Origin of the sequence: Sulfurimonas sp. (assembly GCF_032250635.1) — a bacterium.
Lineage (GTDB): Bacteria > Campylobacterota > Campylobacteria > Campylobacterales > Sulfurimonadaceae > Sulfurimonas.
The window spans coordinates 1-17,093 of sequence record NZ_JAVVFL010000021.1; the positions used below are offsets into that span (position 1 = coordinate 1).

The 17,093-nt window shown below is 37.0% G+C and carries 20 protein-coding genes; 18 read left to right on the top strand and 2 right to left on the bottom strand.

All coding sequences use genetic code 11. The features are described 5' to 3' along the window. Positions 1-2,465, top strand: a 2,465-nt coding sequence (gene ileS / locus RQ763_RS02395) for an isoleucine--tRNA ligase (protein WP_314150930.1), incomplete at its 5' end; no start/stop codon positions are given. Between the two features lie 101 nt (positions 2,466-2,566). Here ileS and RQ763_RS02400 read toward each other — a convergent pair. Further along, positions 2,567-3,535, bottom strand: coding sequence for an integron integrase (locus RQ763_RS02400; RefSeq protein WP_314150931.1), 969 nt, complete (start codon positions 3,533-3,535; stop codon positions 2,567-2,569). 458 nt (positions 3,536-3,993) lie between these two features. On the opposite strand from RQ763_RS02400, the gene RQ763_RS02405 reads away from it, so the two are divergent. The 8 genes from RQ763_RS02405 (at position 3,994) to RQ763_RS02440 (ending at position 9,060) form a co-directional block, all read left to right on the top strand. Beyond that, positions 3,994-4,929: a 2-dehydropantoate 2-reductase gene (locus RQ763_RS02405; protein ID WP_314150932.1), complete on the top strand. Its 936-nt coding sequence runs from the start codon at positions 3,994-3,996 to the stop codon at positions 4,927-4,929. 107 nt (positions 4,930-5,036) lie between these two features. Further along, positions 5,037-5,783, top strand: coding sequence for a class I SAM-dependent methyltransferase (locus tag RQ763_RS02410; protein ID WP_314150933.1), 747 nt, complete (start codon positions 5,037-5,039; stop codon positions 5,781-5,783). A gap of 120 nt (positions 5,784-5,903) precedes the next feature. Beyond that, positions 5,904-6,164, top strand: a complete 261-nt coding sequence (locus RQ763_RS02415; protein WP_314150934.1) for an AbrB/MazE/SpoVT family DNA-binding domain-containing protein — start codon at positions 5,904-5,906, stop codon at positions 6,162-6,164. Then, entirely contained in the window at positions 6,158-6,484 is a 327-nt protein-coding gene (locus RQ763_RS02420; RefSeq protein ID WP_314150935.1) for a type II toxin-antitoxin system PemK/MazF family toxin, read from the top strand. Before RQ763_RS02415 ends, RQ763_RS02420 begins: the two co-directional genes overlap by 7 nt. A gap of 84 nt (positions 6,485-6,568) precedes the next feature. Continuing rightward, positions 6,569-6,922, top strand: a complete 354-nt coding sequence (locus RQ763_RS02425; RefSeq protein WP_314150936.1) for a nuclear transport factor 2 family protein — start codon at positions 6,569-6,571, stop codon at positions 6,920-6,922. A 152-nt stretch (positions 6,923-7,074) separates the two neighbouring features. Further along, positions 7,075-7,347, top strand: coding sequence for a type II toxin-antitoxin system Phd/YefM family antitoxin (locus RQ763_RS02430; protein WP_314150938.1), 273 nt, complete (start codon positions 7,075-7,077; stop codon positions 7,345-7,347). Further along, positions 7,344-7,673, top strand: coding sequence for a type II toxin-antitoxin system RelE/ParE family toxin (locus RQ763_RS02435; RefSeq protein ID WP_314150939.1), 330 nt, complete (start codon positions 7,344-7,346; stop codon positions 7,671-7,673). Before RQ763_RS02430 ends, RQ763_RS02435 begins: the two co-directional genes overlap by 4 nt. Positions 7,674-7,728: 55 nt before the next feature. Then, the gene (locus RQ763_RS02440) at positions 7,729-9,060 is read left to right on the top strand and encodes a methyltransferase domain-containing protein (RefSeq protein WP_314150941.1); all 1,332 of its coding nucleotides are present in this window, start codon (positions 7,729-7,731) and stop codon (positions 9,058-9,060) included. Between the two features lie 30 nt (positions 9,061-9,090). Here RQ763_RS02440 and proB read toward each other — a convergent pair whose 3' ends face one another. Next, positions 9,091-9,855: a glutamate 5-kinase gene (proB, locus tag RQ763_RS02445; protein ID WP_314150942.1), complete on the bottom strand. Its 765-nt coding sequence runs from the start codon at positions 9,853-9,855 to the stop codon at positions 9,091-9,093. A gap of 137 nt (positions 9,856-9,992) precedes the next feature. Between proB and RQ763_RS02450 the strand changes: the two genes are divergently transcribed. The 9 genes from RQ763_RS02450 to RQ763_RS02490 all read left to right on the top strand — a co-directional run. Further along, positions 9,993-10,538, top strand: coding sequence for a sigma-70 family RNA polymerase sigma factor (locus tag RQ763_RS02450; protein ID WP_314150944.1), 546 nt, complete (start codon positions 9,993-9,995; stop codon positions 10,536-10,538). Between the two features lie 85 nt (positions 10,539-10,623). Next, positions 10,624-11,391 (top strand): arsenite methyltransferase, encoded by a 768-nt coding sequence (gene arsM, locus RQ763_RS02455; protein WP_314150946.1) that lies wholly within the window; start codon positions 10,624-10,626, stop codon positions 11,389-11,391. 128 nt (positions 11,392-11,519) lie between these two features. After that, complete coding sequence (gatA, locus tag RQ763_RS02460) at positions 11,520-12,863, top strand: Asp-tRNA(Asn)/Glu-tRNA(Gln) amidotransferase subunit GatA (protein WP_314150947.1); 1,344 nt, start codon at positions 11,520-11,522, stop codon at positions 12,861-12,863. A gap of 10 nt (positions 12,864-12,873) precedes the next feature. Continuing rightward, positions 12,874-13,158: a heavy-metal-associated domain-containing protein gene (locus RQ763_RS02465; protein ID WP_294930039.1), complete on the top strand. Its 285-nt coding sequence runs from the start codon at positions 12,874-12,876 to the stop codon at positions 13,156-13,158. 95 nt (positions 13,159-13,253) lie between these two features. Beyond that, positions 13,254-14,699 carry an IMP dehydrogenase gene (gene guaB / locus RQ763_RS02470; RefSeq protein ID WP_314150949.1) on the top strand — a complete coding sequence of 482 codons (1,446 nt, stop codon included), beginning with the start codon at positions 13,254-13,256 and terminating at the stop codon, positions 14,697-14,699. A gap of 15 nt (positions 14,700-14,714) precedes the next feature. Continuing rightward, entirely contained in the window at positions 14,715-15,200 is a 486-nt protein-coding gene (locus tag RQ763_RS02475; protein WP_314150950.1) for an RDD family protein, read from the top strand. Positions 15,201-15,426: 226 nt separating this feature from the next. Beyond that, complete coding sequence (locus RQ763_RS02480) at positions 15,427-16,389, top strand: SLAC1 anion channel family protein (RefSeq protein WP_314150951.1); 963 nt, start codon at positions 15,427-15,429, stop codon at positions 16,387-16,389. A 3-nt stretch (positions 16,390-16,392) separates the two neighbouring features. After that, a complete protein-coding gene (locus tag RQ763_RS02485; protein ID WP_314150952.1) occupies positions 16,393-16,779 on the top strand; it encodes a DUF6858 family protein in 387 nt (128 codons plus the stop codon). Positions 16,780-16,857: 78 nt separating this feature from the next. Further along, positions 16,858-17,093: PLP-dependent transferase (locus tag RQ763_RS02490; protein ID WP_314150953.1), on the top strand; the 236-nt coding region annotated here is incomplete at its 3' end.

The window sequence follows — 17,093 nt, forward strand, 5'->3', positions numbered from 1 at the left end:
TTCCGATTGAGCAGCAGGTTGAAAAAAAGCTTGGCGGAAAGCAGAAAAAAGAGCTTCTTGAAACTGCAAAAATCAGAGAGCTTTGCCGTGCTCATGCAGCCGAATTTGTGGACATCCAAAGAGAAGAGTTTAAAAAACTAGGCGTTATCGCTGACTGGGAAAATCCTTATGTGACGATGGATTATAAGTTTGAGGCAAACATCTACCGAACTCTTTGCAACGTTGCAAAAAAAGGTCTTTTAATCGAGAGAAGCAAGCCTGTTTTTTGGTCATGGGCCGAGAGAACAGCACTTGCTGAGGCTGAGGTTGAGTATGAAGACAAAGAGGATTACTCAATCTTTATCGCATTTGAACTGAGCGATGAGGCAAAGGCGAAACTCTCCATAAACTCTAAAGCAGCTTTAGTTATCTGGACAACTACTCCATGGACGATTCCTGCAAACACGGGAATATCGCTCAATCCTGAGGAGGAGTACGTTTTAACGACAACAGGATACATCGTTGCTAAAAAACTTCTGGAGTCTCTAAAAGAGCAAAGCATCTTAAGCGGCGAAGTAGCTAAAACTTTTCATGCAAAAGAGTTTGAAAATCTGCTTGCGCTCAATCCACTAAACGGTAGAACTTCCCGCATCGTTTTGGGAGAACATGTACTTGTAGAAAACGGAACAGGATGTGTCCACACGGCTCCGGGGCATGGTGAAGATGACTACCGCATTGGTCTTGTTTATGACCTCGAAGTTGTTATGCCGGTTGATGAGACGGGATGTTATGACAACACAATCGTTAAAGAGGGTTTAATCCCCAATGCAGAGGAGTTTGTAGGGCGTCATATCTTTAAAGCCAACGAAGATATTATCGCTCTTATGGGAGAGAGTGTTATACATGTCTCAAAGTTTAAACACTCCTACCCACACTGCTGGAGAAGTCACACGCCTCTTATCTTCAGAGCGACAAAACAGTGGTTTATCAGTGTTGACGGCACGCCTAAGGGTGAAGACAAAACACTGAGACAAATCGCTCTTAATGAAGTTGAAAAGACTCTCTTTTATCCGCAAAGCGGCAAAAACAGACTCAGATCAATGGTTGAAAACAGACCCGACTGGTGTATCTCCCGTCAAAGAGACTGGGGAGTTCCGATAGCGTTTTTTAGAGTAAAAGCAACTGGCGAAGTTCTTCTTGATGAGAAGGTTTTAAACTTTACTGCAATGGTTTTTGAGATGCACGGAAGCGATGCGTGGTACTCCATGCCGACAGAGCAGCTGCTCTATCCGGGTGCAGGATATAGCGCAGACGAGCTTGAAAAGGTAACAGATATTTTAGATGTTTGGTTTGACAGCGGCTCTACATGGTACTCGGTTCTGAAATCCCGCAACTACGACGCAGGCGAATATCAGGCGGATCTATATGTTGAGGGAAGCGACCAACATCGCGGCTGGTTCCAGTCATCAATGTTTTTAAGTGCCGCAGTTGAACACAAAGCGCCATACAAAGGAGTTCTTACCCACGGTTTTACGGTTGATGAAAAGGGTGAGAAGATGTCAAAATCAAAAGGCAACGTAGTCGCTCCCGATAAGGTTTTAAAAGAGTACGGCAGCGAGATTCTGCGTCTTTGGGTTGCATCAAGCGACTACCAAGGAGATCTCAAAATCTCTCAAGCCATCCTAAAACAGACAGCAGAGAACTACCGTAAACTAAGAAACACTTTTAGAATCATGCTTGCAAACATAAACGACCTAAAAGCGATAACTCCGCATGAAGAGATGGGCGAGCTTGACAAGTGGATACTAGCAGAAGCAAAAGAGGTATTTGACGCGGTTCACAAATCATTTAGCGGCTATAACTTTGTACATGGCATGAGTCTGCTCAACAACTTTATCGTAAACGAGTTAAGCGGAATCTACATCGATATCACAAAAGACAGCCTCTACTGCGACGGTAAAAATGACGCAAAGAGAAATGCAAGCCAGAGCGCCATGGCAATCATCGCCAAATCGCTTTTAGGGTTGATAGCTCCAATACTAACTTACACGGCGGACGAAATTGTAGAGAACGCTCCTGCGATTATCAGAGGCGACAAAGAGGATATTTTTGATTTTGTTTATGAGAGTATCGAAGATGTAAAATCGACATTCAAGATTGACTACATGTTTGCTGCCAGAGAGAGTTTTTACGAGAAAGTAGATTCTCTTAAAAAAGAGAAAGTCATAAAAAATACTCTAGAGTTGGCACTTTATACAGAGTCGAAAACTATTCTCAAAATGGACAAGACAGAGGCTGAAGACTGGTTTGTGGTGTCTGGCATTATAGAGGGCGAGACATCTGCGGAGCTTGGAGTGTTCGTTGTAGATGGCGACACATTCATCATAGCAAAAGCGACAAAAGCAAAATGCCCAAGATGCTGGAAATACCAATCGGAGAATGAAGAGAGTACATGCCCAAGATGTACAAAGGTTTTAAATGCCTAATTTTGCCGAGCCCGTATCTTTTACATTTATCGCAGCAACCGCAGCTGTGATATTTGTCATCATAGGTATAGGAATAGCATTTGTTAAACTAGGGAAAAGGTCTAGAAATCCAGAGGACTCATAACTTTACTCTTGTTCATCTCTGAAACAACATGCGTGTATATCATTGTAGTTTCAACACTTTTGTGTCCTAAGAGTTCTTGAATTGAACGCAAATCTATCCCAGCTTGTAGTAGATGTGTAGCATACGAATGTCTAAAGATATGCGAGGTTACTCGTTTAAAAATATCTGCTTTATTTGAAGCTATTTTAATATTTCTACTTAAGGTTTTAGCATGTACATGATGCCTTCTTGTTATTTCACTTCTTGGATCTTTAGAAACATTATTCATTGGAAACAAAAATTGCCATTTTGTTTCCAATTGTGCTTTTGGATACTTTTTCTCAAGAGCATAAGGCATATATACAGAACCAAATCCATCTTCTAAATCTTTTTTATGAATTTGTGCAACATAATCAACCTGCGCTAAAAGTCTTTGTTTTATAGCTTGTGGCAACGGTAATGTTCTATCTGTCAAACTTTTACTGTCCCAAATGTAAATTTTGTCAAATCCAAAATCTACATCTTTAACCCTAATACTTAAAGATTCGCTCATCCTAAGACCACATCCATACATAAGATAGACAATCAACTGATAAGTTCCTGTGAGGTTTGCCAAAATTTTTTGTACTTCATCCTTTGTTAGCACGACCGGTATATGTTTTCTTTCTTGTGCTCTTAAAGCTTGAATATTTGTGTCTTTTAAATCTATGCCTAAAACCTGAGTATATAAAAATAGTAATGCAGAAAATGCTTGGTTCTGCGTAGCGGGAGAGACTTTTCGCTCAACTGCAAGATAAGTTAAAAACTCTTCAATCTCTCTTTTTCCCATATCTATAGGATGTTTTTTGTTATGAAAAAAGATATATTGCTTAACCCATCCGACATAACTTTGTTCTGTTTTTATACTGTAATGTTTTACTCTAATTTTCTCGCGAACTATATCAAGTAATTTCTTTTTTATCTGCATAATAAACTCCTTAATTAGAAAGGACACAATGTCCTTTTAAACACAATATTTACCATTAGCAGAACAAGTTGTCCTACTAATGGTGATTTTCTCACTAAATGGACAATATAAATTTTGATAATTCTAGCTTTTTTTGTAAAAAATAAACTATTTTATTGCAATTTGTCATATTTTTTAAAATAGGAGGACATTTTTGATGTCACACTAATCAGGTTATTTAAGGTTATTTTATATAGAATGTCCTCTAATAAATAGTTATCCGCTCGCTACGCGACCGGATAACGGGGGCGCGGGCTGAACACCCGCTAGTCATCTGTCGCATAGCGCCAGATAACAAGCGGGAGGAGCAAGCAACCATTGGAAAACCTAAAGGTTTACCAACGGTAGTTACTCACCCGCGCCCCCGTTATGAATAATATTAAAATATTGAAAAAATAATTAGAATAAAGGAGCAATAAATGAACATATGCTTTTATGGAGTTGGTGGAGTTGGTGGTTACTATGGAACTCTGCTGACCAAATATTTTAACGAAACCGGCAAGGGCAATACATGCTTTATAGCAAGGGGTAAGCATAAAGATGCTATTTTAGAACAAGGCTTGCTTCTGAAAAAAGAAGGCGGAAATGAAGAGATTCTGATAAAACCCAATTTTTGTGCAGATACTGTTAATGATTTGCCTGTTTTTGATATAGTTGTTGTGTCCGTTAAGGGTTATGATTTGGAAAGTGTTACTAAAGAAGTTAGCAAAATTACAGATGAAAACTCAATAATTTTACCGCTTTTAAACGGTGCTGATATTTATGACCGAATGCGTCAGCACTTAAAGAAAGGGTATATTTTACCTGCCTGTTTATACTTAGGCACTCATATAGAATCCCCTGGTGTCATTTTTCAAAAAGGGGGATCCTGCCAAATATCAATTGGTAAAGATCCATCATATCCTAAGTTTTATCCCGAAAAATTATTGAATCTTTTTAAAAAAGCTGACGTTTTGATTGAATATTTTGAAGACGTTAATATTGAAATATGGACAAAATTTATTTTCATTGCATCATTTGCTTTAGTAACAGCGACCTATGACAAAACAATTGGCGAAGTAGCTAATGACGAGAGCCTTGGCATTCTTGTTAAAAATATTATGCAAGAAATTGAATTGATTGCAAAGGCTATCGAAATAGAGCTTCCTCCCGATATAGTAGAAACTTCCTTTTCAAAAGCCAACCAGTTTCCTTTTGAAACAAAAACATCATTTCAAAGAGATGTTGAATTAAAAGGCAAACAGAGCGAATGGGATTTGTTTGGGGGTACAGTCCTTCGATATGCTGATAAATTTAATATTCCTGCTAATAACACAAAAGAAACACTTGGTAAGTTATTGCAAAATTTGTCGTAAATTCTACAAGCTAATAAAGATGTAAAATTAATAACCAGGCTATTTCAGCCGACGCAAAAAACCGCGCGGCTGAATAGCGGCGTTAGACTACAAAACAAAGGAACACAATGAGTACAAACAAATGGAATGCCGACAACTATAATAAACATGCTGATTTTGTATCAAATTTAGCACTGCCAGTTGTTGACCTTCTCAATCCAAAAGAGAATGAAAACATACTTGATTTGGGTTGCGGTGACGGAACACTGGCCTTGGAGATTGAAAAATTCGGTGCTAAAGTCGTTGCCGTAGATCTAAGCGAGAACATGGTTGAAAAAACAAAAGAAAAAGGCATTGAAGCTTATGTCATGAGTGCGACAGAACTCCCCTATGAGAATGAGTTTGATGCGGTCTTTTCCAATGCAGTTTTACACTGGGTGAAAGAGTCAGAAACAGCAATTTCAAAAATTTCTAATGCATTAAAAGCAAACGGAAGATTTATTGCCGAGTTTGGAGGATATGGAAATATCAAATATCTGACCGATGCGATGCAAGAAGTGTTTGACGAAAATAAAGAATATGGTGAATTTAATAATCCTTGGTATTTTTCCAAAGACACAAACTATAAACAAATATTGGAAGCAAACGGCTTTAAGGTTGAATACATTGAGCTTATTCCCAGACCAACAAAAATAGACGATATTGCAAACTGGTTAGATATTTTTGCCAACGGTATTGTGTCCCATCTGACAAAAGAACAACAATGCAGTTTCAAGCAGGAAGTAAGAGCCATATTAAAACCAAAAATTTATTCAGAAGAAAATGGCTGGGTAGCTGACTATGTTCGCCTGAGATTAAAGGCTACAAAAGTCTAACAAATCAGTGGAGCTAATAAATTACCCTGCGGGCAATTTATTAGCTCATTTTAAACGTTATCATCCAGCTAAATTTACTTTCATCCGTAATTACATTATAATTACAAAAAGGAGTTTATTATGACAACACTCATTAAAATTGGAAACTCACAAGGAATTAGAATTCCTAAGCCTTTAATACAACAAGCACATCTCGAAAATGTTAATTTAGAACTTGAAGTTTTAGAAAATGGCTTATTAATTAAGCCTATGAATAATACAAGTAGAGATACATGGAAAGAAAATATCGAGAAAGTGCTTTCAAAAAACAAAAATGCCTCAGACGATGGAGTTTTGGAAGATTTTCTAAATGATAATGATTTAGAAGACTGGCAATGGTAGTAGATATCAAAAGGTTTGAAGTTTACTTAGTAAAATTAAACCCTACAGTTGGTTCTGAAATTCAAAAAACAAGACCATGTATAGTGATTTCACCAAATGAAATGAATGTTTTAAAAACAGTAATCGTTGCACCTATGACATCTAAAGGTTTTGATTTTATTTTCAGACCAAAAATAAAATTTAAAAATAAAAATGGTTTAGTATTATTAGATCAAATCAGAACTGTAGATAAAACAAGATTAGTAAAAAAACTTGGCGATGTTGATAAACAAACTTCTCAATATATTTCAAGTATGCTAGTTCAAATATTTGAACTTTAAAAAGATAATAATACGCAGGAACCAATAGTTTAGCGCAAGCGGAAAACTATTGCTCTCCTCGACCGTTAGCATAAGGAGTATAAAATGAATATAAATATTACAGAATTTACAAATGAATGGATTGAGTCTTGGAACTCGCATGATATAGATAAAATTCTATCACATTATAGTGACGATTTTGAAATTACAACACCAATGATAAAAACTTTATTAGGTATTGAAACTGGAACATTGAAAGGTAAAGATAAAATAAAAGAATATTGGGAAATGGCTTTACAAAAAGTACCTGATTTAACATTTGAATTAATAGATGTTACTGTTAGTGTAAATTCAATAGCTATTTATTATAAATCAGTTCTTGATAAAAAAGCAATTGAGGTAATGTTTTTTGATAAAAACAATAAAGTAAATAAAATATTAGCACATTATACAACATAATGCTAACAAATCATTGGAAGAAGAACGAGGCTACCACGGCGATAGTTAATAATAAAGCCATTAAATCGCCACGTCCTTCAATTTAGCCGTTAGTATTACACTTGTAAATTCAGTCTTAATATGGTACCATTTAAAGACCGAAGGAGTTTGTTATGCAAATTATAAACGATATAAAACCAGTTACTTACTTAAAAAGTAGAGCAGCTGATGTACTTAAACATATTAATGAAACTCATAGACCCATGATTATCACACAAAATGGTGAGGCAAAAGCAGTTATTCAAGATCCAAAAAGCTATGAGGATATGAAAAATGCCATTTCACTTTTAAAGCTACTTTCTTTTGCAGAAGAAGACATTAAAAATGGAAATACACATAGTGAAGAAGATGTATTTAACTCTGTAGAAGAACTACTTAAAAAATGAGTGAGACTTATAAACTAAAATGGACTAAAAACGCAAAAGATGATCTTTTAAATATTGTTGCGTATATAAAGAAAGATAGTCCTAGTATTGCAAATGATATATATCAAAAGATAAGAGAAAAAGCCCATTCAAGTAACTTTTTTCCGCTAAAAGGCAGAGTTGTTCCTGAACTTCAAAAAGAAGGAATCACTTTTTACAGGGAAGTTGTGGCAACGCCATGGAGAATTATATATAAAGTTGGAAATGATACTGTCTATATAATGGCAATTTTGGATTCAAGACAAAATGTTGAAGAATTGTTATTGCAAAAGCTTTTAAAAGGCTAGGTACTAACAAATACGAGTAGACCAATAAAGTAATTACTTTCGAAACGGAATATATATGGAAAATAAAAATATAATAGAACTCTACACTGAATTAGCTCAAAATCCACAGAAAGATTTTGGTTGGGACAAGGGCTTAGATAATGCAATAGCTCATGGATATAAACAAGAGTGGATAGATAAGATAGCACCAAAGGTGTGGGAATTTTGTGCTGCAGTTGGAAATCCTTTTACAAATGCAGAGATAAAAAAAGGTGATGTTGTATTAGACCTTGGCTGTGGTGCTGGTATTGATGTACTTGTTGCATCCCTTTTAGTTGGAGATAGTGGAAAAGTTTTTGGTGTTGACATCACTCCGAAAATGGTAGAAGTTGCCACTATCCATGCAAAAGAAGCTAATGCCAATAATGTAAAAATATTACAGAGTAGTTTTGATGCCATTGACTTAGAAGATGAAAGTGTGGATGTTGTTTTATCAAATGGCGCCATCAATCTCACTTCATGCAAAGAATCTGTTTTTGCTGAAATTTATCGTGTATTGAAGCCAAACGGTAAAATCTCCTTTGCAGATATGATAGATATAAGTGAACCAAGTAGCGAGTGTTGTTCATCTTCTGCTGAAGATGATTGGGCTAATTGTGTTGCTGGAGCTATGAGAGAGAGTGAGCTTATAGAGTTAATTCAAAAAGCCGGATTTAAAGATGTTGAGTGCAACGGACATACTCATTATACAACAGCAGAGACTACAAGAGGTGCTATATTTAGTGCTACAAAAATAGCTACAGATGAGCTGCGAGAGAAGCATTGGGATAGTATATTTCAAAAAGCTGATTATACGCAAGTGCTTTGGCATCAAAGTTCACCGCAAAAATCTGTAGAGCTTATCAAAAAGTATGCAAAAAACAGTGTCAATATAATTGATGTAGGTTGTGGAGCATCATATCTTGTAGATACTTTACTCAATGATGGATATAAAAATATAACCCTGCTTGACACAGCACAAACTTCACTTGATATAGTTAAGTCAAGACTAAATAATAGCAAAGTAGAATTTATTTGTAGCGATATCTTAAATATTGAAACAGACAAGAAGTTTTATATTTGGCATGATAGAGCAGTTTTTCATTTTTTACTTTCCAAAAAAGAAAGAGCAAAATATTTTAAAGTATTAGCTAATTCACTTAACTCTAAAGGAATTGCTATTATTAGTACATTTAAAGTAGATGGTCCTACTCAGTGTGCAGGATTGGATATTGTACAGTATAACAATCAAAAAATGTTAGATGAACTTCCATCAAATTTGACACTTATTCAAAGCGAAGATTATACACATATAACTCCAAAAGAGACTACACAGAAGTATATATATTTTGTAATAGAAAAAAGATAAGACTGACACATATCGCCCAGGTAGCCACTTTTACTTTTTACTTGTAAAGAGCGTACCTTTTACATGAATATCATCAAGCAGATAACTTCTAACTGAAGTTAGATCAAAGCCATTACATAAAAACATTTCTAAATCGTTTTCCATTATATATTGAGCCGCCTTTAGCTTTGTTACTATACCACCTGATGCAAATTTAGAATTTGGTGTGAACTCTTGGTCTAACTCCTCTTCGGCTAACTCGTTTACTCGCTTTCGTAATTTCGCTTTTGGATTCTCTTTTGGATTTGAGTCATAATAACCATCGATGTCACTCAGTATCACAAGCAAATCTGCTCCTGCGAAGTGGGTAACATGAGCTGAAAGTTGGTCATTATCTCCAAAAAGCTGCTCTGGTGTCGTCGAGATATCATTTTCGTTGATAATAGCCAATATGTCATTTTTAAATGTTCTTTCTATGATCTCTTGAAAAATCTCTGTATGGGGTCTTGAGTTGAAATCATCTTCTGTCATAAGGATCTGAGAGATTGTAACGTCAAAAATATCAAACAGGCTCTTATATGAACTCATAAGAATAGGCTGTCCTAATGAAGCCAACACTTTTTTACTTGTTGGGACAAGTTTATTGAGTTGCACTGCGGTATACCCGGCTGCAACAGCTCCAGATGTAACTAAAATAACTTCATGCTTTTTTCGCAACTCTACAATAAGAGAGACAAGGTTTAACATCCTCTCCTTTGCAATATTACAATCATCAATTAAAACGCTACTACCAACTTTAATAACGATACGTTTCATATAAATTTCCTTTAAACGTGTATACTTTTTTTATTTATAATATGTATGGTGCCCATTATAACATGTGTAATACCTCCTATCCTCAATAAAGCTTAAGAAACAAGGGGCAAGGAACAAAGAACAAGGATTTAAGCATAATGGAACAGATATATAAACAGTACTATTCAAGACTATTTTCTTTCATAAACTCAAAAGTACACGACACAGAAGATGCAAAAGACATTCTCTCTGAAGTGTTCATAAAAATATACAAAAATATTGACAAACTGGATTCAGATGAGAAACTGACATCGTGGATATTTACTATAACAAGAAATTCAATTATCGATTTTTATAGAAAAGATGCCAAGAACAGAGATAATATAGAGTTTAATGAAGAGTATATTTTTAAAGACAAAGAGCAAGCAGATGCAATAAGTGAGCTCTCAGAGTGCATAGAACCGATAATCAACTCACTTGCACCCAAATACGCCCAAGCTCTCTATCTCTCTGAGATAAAAGAGCTTAAACAAAAAGAGATAGCCGATAAACTGGATATTAGTTCAAGCAGTATTAAAAACATAATTTTTAGAGGCAAGAAGCAGATAAAAGAGAAACTGCATCAATGTTGCAGTTACAAATATGACAATTTTGGAAATATCGTAGAGTTTGATATTAAAGATAAAAACTGCAACTTTTGCTAAATTAGACAAAAAGTGAAACCTTTTTATAAAATTTTCGTTTATGCTATTAGAGAATCAAATCTCAAAATATATTTCAAGGAAATTTATGAATACTTTTACACAGGAACAAAAAAAAGCTGCAATAGCTCAAAACTATGCGAGAATCGCATCTGACGATGATAGTTGCGGCTGCGCTCCCAGTGGTTGCTGTAGCAGCGAGAACATATCTTTAGAGTTGGGATATTCCAAGGAGCAACTAAACTCCATTCCAGCCGAAGCAGACAAAGGTTTGGGATGTGGAAACCCTACGGCCATAGCTTCACTGAAAAAAGGTGAAGTGGTTTTAGATTTAGGAAGCGGTGCCGGGCTTGATTGTTTTTTAGCTTCAATAGAGGTTGGAGAAAAAGGAAAGGTCATCGGCGTAGATATGACAAGAGAGATGATAGCAAAAGCACGAAGCAACAGAGATAAAAATGGCTATGACAATGTTGATTTCAGATTGGGTGAGATCGAGAACCTGCCCGTTGCGGACGATAGCGTAAATGTAATCATCTCAAACTGTGTCATCAACCTCTCTTTAGACAAACAGAGAGTTTTTGACGAGGCTTTCAGGGTTCTAAAAACAGGCGGCAGATTGGCTATATCTGACATTGTATTAACAAAAAAAATCCCCTCTAAAATGATAACTCTAGATAGTTATGGAGCTTGCATTTCAGGTGCCAGTTTTATAGATGATTTAGAAGCAGTACTAAAAAACTCCGGTTTTAAAGACATCAATATCACACCCAAGAGTGAGAGTAAAAAGTTTATAAAAGGTTGGTCCCAAAATATTGAAGACTACATAGTCTCTGCAAATATTGAAGCAGTTAAATAAATAATAAAAATAAGTTGTGCCTCAAGAGGTAAATATTGACTCTTTTTTCTCTTACAAAACCCCGCTAAAGAAAAAACAGACGCATTTTGCTATAATACACCCAATAATTTATAAAGATAGGAAAAATAGTGATTACATTAAAAGAAGCACTGAAATTAAGTAAAGACGAACTGGCAAAATTTAAAGAAGAACTCAAAACAAATATAGAAGCAAATGCAGACATTAACGCTTACCTCGACGTTCACAATGTCGGCGAAGGCGTGCCGATAGCTATAAAAGACAATATTCAGGTTGAGAATTGGTCTGTGACATCAGGCTCAAACATACTTCAAGGCTACATCGCTCCATACAATGCAACGGTAATAGAGAAGATGCTTGGCGCGGGACTAAGCCCGTTTGGGCGAACAAATATGGATGAGTTTGCTATGGGAAGCACGACCGAGTCAAGCTTTTACGGCAAAACTCTAAATCCACACAACAAAGATTGCGTTCCGGGTGGAAGCTCAGGCGGAAGTGCGGCGGCTGTTGCGGCGGGTCTTGCTATTGCTGCACTTGGAAGCGACACTGGCGGAAGCATCCGTCAGCCTGCTTCATTTTGCGGAATCGTGGGGATGAAACCGACTTACGGACGTGTTAGCCGTTACGGTTTGGGAGCTTACGCTTCATCGCTTGACCAGATAGGACCAATGACGCAAAACGTTGAAGATGCGGCGATTTTGTACGACATTATCAGCGGACATGACGATAAAGACTCCACAAGTGCGCATAAAGATGACAAAGTAAGCGATAAACTCAACGCATCAAGAAAACTCAAAATTGCAGTTCTGCCAAAACATATAGAGAATGCAAGTGAAGATGTAAAAAAAGCTTATGGGCTGGCAATAAATGCACTTAAAAATGCAGGGCATGAGATAGTTGAGCGCGAACTTATGGACGCAAAATTTGACATCTCTGCTTACTATATAACGGCAACGGCAGAAGCTACTACAAACCTGGCTCGTTATGATGGTATCCGCTATGGAAACAGAGTTGTCGGAAAAGATTTAAACGACACATTTATCCAGACAAGAAGTCAAGGTTTTGGGGATGAAGTAAAACGCCGTATCTTACTTGGAAACTTTGTTCTCTCAAGCGGATACTATGAAGCTTACTATGTAAAAGCGCAAAAAACAAGACATCTTATCAAAGACCAGTACTCAAAAATATTTGAAGATGTAGACCTGATACTCTCGCCTGTTGCACCGACAACCGCAAACAAGTTCGGAGAGCTATCAACTCCGATGGAGATGTACTTAAGCGACCTTTACACTATCAGCGTAAACCTTGCGGGGCTTCCTGCCATCTCTGTTCCTGTTGCAAAAAGCTCTGAGGGTATGCCGATAGGTTTGCAGCTGATTGCAAACGCTTACGAAGAGCAGACGCTATTTGATGGAGCATTAAGCTTAGAGAAGCAGATAAAATATAACTCTTAAAGAAGATATTATGCAAAAAAGTTTCAAAGCGCTAAATATCAAGTGCGGCGGATGTGCAAACACCGTAAAAAAAGCACTGAAAATTGAGTTTGGCGAAACTGATGTAGATCTGACGCAAGAACCTAGAGTCGTAACACTAGAGATAAAAGATGAAGAATCAGAGCTGAGTTTTCGCAAAAAGATGAGATCACTAGGTTACCCCCTAGAAGACGAAGATTTAAGAAGACTCACAAAGGGCGGGCTTAAAGCTAAAAGTTTCCTCTCATGTGCTATCGGAAAGATAAATCAAGAGTAATCAAAAACCACTTTACCTCTTTTTAACCACAAAAAAGCTATAATCCAGAGAATTTTATAGCAACATAAAAACTTTTACCCCCTAAAAGGATAATCATGAAAATTCGTAAACGCGCCCTAACGTTTGAAGACGTACTTCTTGTACCTCAATACTCAGAAATACTTCCAAAAGAGGTCTCCTTAGAGACAAAACTAACACGCAACATCACACTTAAAATCCCTATGGTCTCGGCTGCAATGGACACAGTAACCGAATATAGAGCGGCTATCGCTATGGCAAGACTCGGCGGAATCGGAATTATCCATAAAAACATGGATATAGAGACACAATGCAAACAGGTTAAAAAAGTCAAAAAGTCTGAGAGTGGAGTCATAATAGACCCTATATATGTTCACCCGGACGCGACACTTGCAGAAGCTAGCGCACTTATGGATGAGTTTAAAATCTCCGGTGTTCCTGTTATTGATGCTCATAACAAACTTTTAGGAATTCTTACAAACCGCGATATGAGATTTCAAAAAGATATGAGCAAACGTTCTGAAGAGGTAATGACGAAAATGCCTCTTATAACAGCTAAAAAAGGGATCTCTTTAGATGAAGCTGCTGATATTATGCACCAAAACAAGATTGAGAAACTCCCTATTATTGATGATGAAGGTTTTTTAAAAGGTCTTGTAACCATCAAAGATATTAAAAAACGTATAGAGTATCCAAACTCAAACAAAGATGCTTTTGGCAGACTTATCGTAGGTGCTGCTATCGGCGTTGGGCAGTATGACCGCGCAAAAGCTTTGGTTGATGCAGGTGTTGACGTTTTAGTTTTAGACTCTGCACACGGTCACTCGAAAGGTATTTTAGATACTGTCAGAAAAATCAAAGAGACGATGGAAGTTGACGTAATCGCCGGAAACATCGCAACTGCCGAAGCTGTTGAAGCGCTTATAGAAGCCGGGGCTGATGCTGTAAAAGTTGGAATCGGACCTGGTTCAATATGTACTACGCGCATCGTTGCGGGTGTGGGTGTTCCTCAAATCTCAGCTATTGCGGAGTGCGCAGATGCAGCACGCAAGCACGGTGTTCCTGTTATCGCAGACGGCGGGATTAAGTACTCGGGCGACATCGCAAAAGCTCTTGCGGTTGGGGCAAGCTGTATTATGGCAGGCTCACTTTTAGCAGGAACGGAAGAGTCACCAGGAGAGACAATCATGTTTCAAGGTCGTCAATATAAATCATACCGCGGTATGGGAAGTATAGGAGCTATGCAACAGGGCTCAACCGACAGATATTTCCAAGAAGGCACAGCTTCAGATAAACTTGTTCCAGAGGGAATCGAGGGACGTGTTCCTTTTAGAGGAAGCATTGCGGGAATAGTTCATCAGATGATGGGCGGACTTCGCTCATCTATGGGATATTGCGGAAGCGAGAGCATTGAAGCTTTCTGGAACAAGGCAGAGTTTGTAGAGATAACAAGTGCGGGTCTAAAAGAGAGCCATGTTCACGATGTTATCATCACGCAAGAAGCTCCAAATTACCACATATAACACTAAGGGAAATTTATGAATGAAGTGAGATACGCCGGCTTTTGGATTCGCTTTTTTGCTTCATTCTTAGACACTCTTTTTTTAGCTCTGCCGGTTGGAATACTCATCTACTTCTTAAGTGATGGCAACTGGTTTGACTTCTCTCAATTTCAACAAAATATATCTTATGCAATGAGCGGAAATGCCGAAAAAGCATTGGCAAATCAACCGCCGAAGTCACTTAAATGGGAGCTTCTTTTTGAGTTCTCAGTTTTGATTGTCACACTAATTTTTTGGCGAAAATGGCAGGGTGCAACTCCAGGGAAAAAATTTTTCCATGTTAAAATTGTAGATGCAAAAACTTTTAAAGATATTGACAATAAACAGGCGATTACACGCTCTCTTGGCTATATCGCATCTACCCTTATTCTGCTGATGGGATTTTTTATGGTTGCCTTTAGGGATGACAAAAGAGGGCTTCACGATCTGCTTGCAGGAACGGCAGTCATCTACGATTCATAGCACTACATACAGCTACTATACTCTTAAATCAGCCTCTTCAAACAACCCTGTTTCACCGTTTTCATCTCTCTTTACCTTCTTGAGTATTTAAACTTAAATCAGTTTATTTCAAATATTTTTGACGACAATTATATTCTTGGACATTACTACTTATTAATTGACATTTATAGCAAACTATAGTAAAATTTATGAAAATTATAATTCTAAATAATACTAAAGGTCTTAGATGGAAACGATTCAAGAGAAGAACAGATTGAAGTTTTTTCCTGTTATGATGTATGCTATTGTTATGGGTCTGAGCGGACTCACTATCACATATCAAAAGGCTGCGCTCTGGCTCCATTTTCCACATATTATCGGTGAAGTTCTTATGTATATTACTACAGCTATTTTTGTAGTTGTCTCATTTATCTACCTAAAGAAATTTTTCAAATACAAAATGGCGGTAAAAAATGAGTTTTCTCACCCTGTGCGAATAAACTTTTTTGCGGCTATCTCTATCTCTATGCTTATGCTTGCGATTATCTACAAAGAGAGTTTTCCAACTCTAAGTGCAATTTTTTGGTACCCTGGAACCCTGCTTCATTTCTATCTCACAATGCATACTGTTGCTTTTTGGATAAATGAAAATCAGCAGCTAGATCACTCGAGTCCTGCATGGTTTATACCCATTGTCGGCAATGTTTTAGTCCCTGTTGCAGGAGTTGGCTTTATTAATTTAGGAGTACTTATATACTTCTTTAGTGTCGGGATGTTTTTTTGGATCATTCTCTTTGCCGTCATTCTTAACAGAATCATTTTTCACAACCAAATGGCGGCAAAATTTATGCCCACGCTATTTATACTTATTGCCCCTCCTGCGGTCGGATTTGTAGCTTACTTTAAAATGTTTGAAGTTATCGACACCTTTGCTCTTATGCTTTTTAACATGGCTATATTTTTTACGCTTTTAGTAGCTTTTATGTATAAAAACTTTATAAAAATAAAGTTTTTTATCTCATGGTGGGCTTTTGTATTTCCTCTGGCAGCTATGGCAATTAGCTCCATGTTGATGTACAATCAAAACAGTTGCTTATCTCTACAACTTTTTTCATACTTAATGATTGCCGTTGTAACGGTTGTAGTGTTTATAGTAACATACCAAACACTATTGCATATCCAAAAAGAAGATATTTGTATCAAGGAGTAAAAGATGAAAAAAACGATTTTAATGCAAAAGTATCCGGTTTATAGCCTAGAGTTATCAAAAGAGGATATAAAAGTCTCATCTGCGGATGAAGCGGTTGAGTATTTTAAAGAGAAGATTATAAACCACCCAATTGCCGAGTTTATAACTATTTTTGACCACTATTCGCACACAAAAAAATTGGGCGGAGAGATGATTGATGGACTTCTAGACGCCAAAAATATTGTTTTTTGTTTTGGGCAGGCAATCCCAACTACTAAAATGTTGGCTCTTAGACCTAGAAGCATAGGAATTTGCGAGTTTGAAGATAAAATTGTGATAGATTTCATGGAAGCTCCAAAAGAGGAGATGCACACCCTTATGGAGAACTGGGCAAAGGGATTAAAGAGCTAAATAGAGTCCCTTTAAAACTTACATTAATCCATTTTAGATAAAATAGCATCACTTATTTTTAATTTGGGGGAATATCAAATGGATTTACAGACTAAAGCACTACATGCGGGTTATGAAAAGGGCGCGGAGGGGGCTATGGCAGTTCCTATTTATCAAACAACAGCTTATGAGTTTAAAGATGCACAGCATGCTGCAAATCTATTTTCCCTAAAAGAGTTAGGATACATCTACACTCGCCTAAACAACCCTACAACAGATGTTTTTGAGAAAAGATTTGCCGAGCTTGAGGGCGGAGAGGCTGCACTTGCAACATC

What these genes read in the sequence shown, in the direction of transcription:
- RQ763_RS02400 (WP_314150931.1), bottom strand. Translation starts at nt 3,535, where the DNA reads ATGCAGATAAAAAAGAAATTACTTGATATAGTTCGCGAGAAAATTAGA.
- RQ763_RS02405 (WP_314150932.1), top strand. Translation starts at nt 3,994, where the DNA reads ATGAACATATGCTTTTATGGAGTTGGTGGAGTTGGTGGTTACTATGGA.
- RQ763_RS02410 (WP_314150933.1), top strand. Translation starts at nt 5,037, where the DNA reads ATGAGTACAAACAAATGGAATGCCGACAACTATAATAAACATGCTGAT.
- RQ763_RS02415 (WP_314150934.1), top strand. Translation starts at nt 5,904, where the DNA reads ATGACAACACTCATTAAAATTGGAAACTCACAAGGAATTAGAATTCCT.
- RQ763_RS02420 (WP_314150935.1), top strand. Translation starts at nt 6,158, where the DNA reads ATGGTAGTAGATATCAAAAGGTTTGAAGTTTACTTAGTAAAATTAAAC.
- RQ763_RS02425 (WP_314150936.1), top strand. Translation starts at nt 6,569, where the DNA reads ATGAATATAAATATTACAGAATTTACAAATGAATGGATTGAGTCTTGG.
- RQ763_RS02430 (WP_314150938.1), top strand. Translation starts at nt 7,075, where the DNA reads ATGCAAATTATAAACGATATAAAACCAGTTACTTACTTAAAAAGTAGA.
- RQ763_RS02435 (WP_314150939.1), top strand. Translation starts at nt 7,344, where the DNA reads ATGAGTGAGACTTATAAACTAAAATGGACTAAAAACGCAAAAGATGAT.
- RQ763_RS02440 (WP_314150941.1), top strand. Translation starts at nt 7,729, where the DNA reads ATGGAAAATAAAAATATAATAGAACTCTACACTGAATTAGCTCAAAAT.
- proB (WP_314150942.1), bottom strand. Translation starts at nt 9,855, where the DNA reads ATGAAACGTATCGTTATTAAAGTTGGTAGTAGCGTTTTAATTGATGAT.
- RQ763_RS02450 (WP_314150944.1), top strand. Translation starts at nt 9,993, where the DNA reads ATGGAACAGATATATAAACAGTACTATTCAAGACTATTTTCTTTCATA.
- arsM (WP_314150946.1), top strand. Translation starts at nt 10,624, where the DNA reads ATGAATACTTTTACACAGGAACAAAAAAAAGCTGCAATAGCTCAAAAC.
- RQ763_RS02465 (WP_294930039.1), top strand. Translation starts at nt 12,874, where the DNA reads ATGCAAAAAAGTTTCAAAGCGCTAAATATCAAGTGCGGCGGATGTGCA.
- guaB (WP_314150949.1), top strand. Translation starts at nt 13,254, where the DNA reads ATGAAAATTCGTAAACGCGCCCTAACGTTTGAAGACGTACTTCTTGTA.
- RQ763_RS02475 (WP_314150950.1), top strand. Translation starts at nt 14,715, where the DNA reads ATGAATGAAGTGAGATACGCCGGCTTTTGGATTCGCTTTTTTGCTTCA.
- RQ763_RS02480 (WP_314150951.1), top strand. Translation starts at nt 15,427, where the DNA reads ATGGAAACGATTCAAGAGAAGAACAGATTGAAGTTTTTTCCTGTTATG.
- RQ763_RS02485 (WP_314150952.1), top strand. Translation starts at nt 16,393, where the DNA reads ATGAAAAAAACGATTTTAATGCAAAAGTATCCGGTTTATAGCCTAGAG.